A 2,819-nucleotide genomic window follows, 5' to 3' on the forward strand; every position below is an offset into this window, starting at 1 on the left:
GCGCGTACCGCCTCGGCCGCGTCGGGCGCTGCGAAACCGTGCTCGGCGGCCACCGCGCGCACCGCGTCGGCGCCCGCGAGCTGCTGGAACGCCGGCTTGGACCGCTTCGACACGTCCCGGGGAATGGGCACGCCGGGCACCGGCAGGTAGCCGATCTCGCCGGCCGCGCCGCTGCTGCCGTGGTGCAGCCGGCCGCCGAGCATGATGGCCAGCCCCACGCCGGCGTCCACCCAGACCAGCACGAAGTCCGACACGCCCTGGGCCGCGCCGGACTGGGCCTCGGCGACGGCGGCCAGGTTGACGTCGTTCTCGAAGACCACCGGGATGCGCAGGTCGTCCCGGAGCGCGGCGAGCAGGCCGCTGTGCCAGCGCGGCAGGTTGAACGCGAAGGTGATGTCCCCGGTGCCGGGGTCGACCAGGCCGGGGGTGCCCAGCACGACCCGCCGCACGCTGGACAGCTCGGCGCCGGCGCTGCTGGCCGCCTGGACCACGGCGTTGTGCACCACGCCCACCGGGTCGTCGGTGTCCCGGGTGGACTGGGCGACCCGGCCGACGACCGCGCCGGTGATGTCCGCGCAGGCCGCCACCACCCGCTCCGCGTCGACGTCCACCCCGACCACGTACGCGCTGCCCGGGCGCACCGCGTAGAGCTGGGCGTTCGGGCCCCGCCCGCCGGCCTGCTCGCCGACCCGGGTGACCAGGCCGCGCTCCTCCAGCCGCTCCACCAGCTGGGAGGCGGTGACCTTGGACAGCCCGGTCAGCTCGCCGAGCCGGGCCCGGGTGAGCGGCCCCTGCTCGAGGAGCAGCTCCAGCGCCGCGCGGTCGTTCAGCGCCCGTAACAGGCGGGGGGTGCCGGGCAGCCGGGTCGTACTCATGCCACGTCCTCTATTTTCAGTAAAGTTTGCTAACCACAAAACGCCTGCAGAGGGGTGCCCGTTAGCGTATCGGCCACCCCGATCCGGGGCCGTCGGACGACCCGGCAGGGAAAGGGGATACTCGTGGGGTTGGATCCAGGACTGCGGCGGCTCGCGCTGGGCACGCTGCTGGCCGCTTACCCGGGGCCGGTCCCGCCCGACTGGGCGGTCGACCTGCTCACCGAGGGGCTCGCCGGGCACACCCTGTTCGGCACCAACATCCACGACCCGGCCCAGGTCGCGGCGACCACCGCCGGGCTGCGCGCCGGCCGGCCGGACGTGATCGTGGCGATCGACGAGGAGGGCGGCGACGTCACCCGGCTGGCCCACGCCACCGGCAGCCCGTACCCGGGCAACGCCGCCCTCGGAGCGGTCGACGACCTGACACTGACCCGGCAGGTGTACGCGGCGATCGGCGCGGAGCTGGCCGCCCTCGGCATCACCGTCGACCTGGCGCCGACCGTCGACGTGAACACCGCGGCCGAGAACCCGGTGATCGGCACCCGCTCGTTCGGCGCGGACCCGGCCCGGGTGGCCGCCCACTCGGCCGCCGCGGTCGCCGGCCTCCAGTCCGCCGGGGTGGCCGCCTGCGCCAAGCACTTCCCCGGCCACGGCGCCACGGTGGCCGATTCGCACCACGAGCTGCCCACCGTCGACGTGCCCCCGGCCGTGCTGCGGGAGCGGGACCTGCCGCCCTTCGCGGCGGTGGTCGACGCCGGGGTACGCGCGATCATGACCGCGCACATCCGGGTGCCGGCGCTGACCGGCGACGGCCCCGCCACGTTCAGCCGGGCCGTCCTGGTCGACCTGCTGCGCCGCGAGTACGGCTTCACCGGCACCGTGATCACCGACGCGCTGGAGATGAAGGGGGCCGCGCTGGCCGCCGGCGGGGTGGGTCCCGCCGCGGTCCGCGCCCTCGCCGCCGGGGCGGACCTGCTCTGCATCGGCGCCAAGGTCGACGCCGAGCTGGTCGAGCACGTGGCCGAGGAGATCGTCGGCGCGCTCGACGACGGCCGGCTGGACCGGGCCCGGGTCGAGGAGGCCGCCGGGCGGGCCGCCGAGCTGGCCCGGTGGCGGGGCGCCGGCAGCATTCCGGACCCGGCGCCCGACAGCCTGGGTTACGCCGCCGCGCTGCGCGCGGTACGCGTCGAGGGCGACGTGACCGGCCTGGCCACCCCGCTGGTGGTGCAGGTGCACGCCGCCTCCACCATCGCCGAGGGGCGGGTGCCGTGGGGGCTCGGGCCGCACCTGGCGCCCGGCACCGAGGAGATCCGCGCGGTGGCCGGGGAGACCGCACCGGAGCAGCTGCACCAGCGCGCCGGCGACCGGCCGATCGTGCTGGTCGGCCGCCACCTGCACCGGCTGCCCGGGGCCCGCGAGCTGGTCGACGGGCTGGCCGCCACGCACCCGGTGACCGTGGTGGAGATGGGCTGGCCGAGCGACTGGCGACCGGCCGGCGTCCGCGCCTTCGTCACCACGTACGGCGCCAGCCACGCGAACGGCCGGGCGGCCGCCCAGGTGCTCGGCCTGACCGGCTGAGGTCTGAGCCGCCCGCTGCGGGGTAGTCCCCGGGGATGAGCACCGCCGACGCCTGGCACGCCACCCTGGCCGACCTGGTCTCCCGGTCGCACCGGATCCCGCCCGACCGGCTGTCCGAGGCGATCGACGCGGTCCTGGGGCCGCTCAACGTCACGGGGACCGCGTACGTGGTGGACGTGGAACAGGAGCTGCTGCGGCCACTGCCCGCGCCGGGCCGGCCGGCACCGGACCCGCTGCCGATCGACGCCAGCCTGCCCGGCCGCGCGTACATGGAGGTCCGGACGCGCTCCGTAGTCCACAATTAAGTTGTGCACAACCGATGTGGTCGCGCGGTGACCACCCACACGGTGCCGGGGCGCGGGATCA

Annotated in this window: 3 protein-coding genes; 2 read left to right on the forward strand and 1 reads right to left on the reverse strand. The window is 76.0% G+C overall.

Going from position 1 to position 2,819, the window contains the following annotated elements; translation table 11 throughout:
• On the reverse strand, window positions 1–875 hold an 875-nt coding region (locus ACWEVO_RS34290), incomplete at its 3' end, for an ROK family transcriptional regulator (RefSeq protein ID WP_452311566.1).
• A gap of 123 nt (window positions 876–998) precedes the next feature.
• Here ACWEVO_RS34290 and ACWEVO_RS34295 point away from each other — a divergent pair.
• Both ACWEVO_RS34295 and ACWEVO_RS34300 read left to right on the forward strand, forming a co-directional pair.
• Window positions 999–2,453 (forward strand): glycoside hydrolase family 3 protein, encoded by a 1,455-nt coding sequence (locus ACWEVO_RS34295; RefSeq protein WP_452311567.1) that lies wholly within the window; start codon window positions 999–1,001, stop codon window positions 2,451–2,453.
• 35 nt (window positions 2,454–2,488) lie between these two features.
• Window positions 2,489–2,758: a hypothetical protein gene (locus tag ACWEVO_RS34300; protein WP_452311568.1), complete on the forward strand. Its 270-nt coding sequence runs from the start codon at window positions 2,489–2,491 to the stop codon at window positions 2,756–2,758.
• Window positions 2,759–2,819: the final 61 nt, after the last annotated feature.

The sequence above is a fragment of the Micromonospora sp. NPDC003776 genome (genome assembly GCF_053605645.1).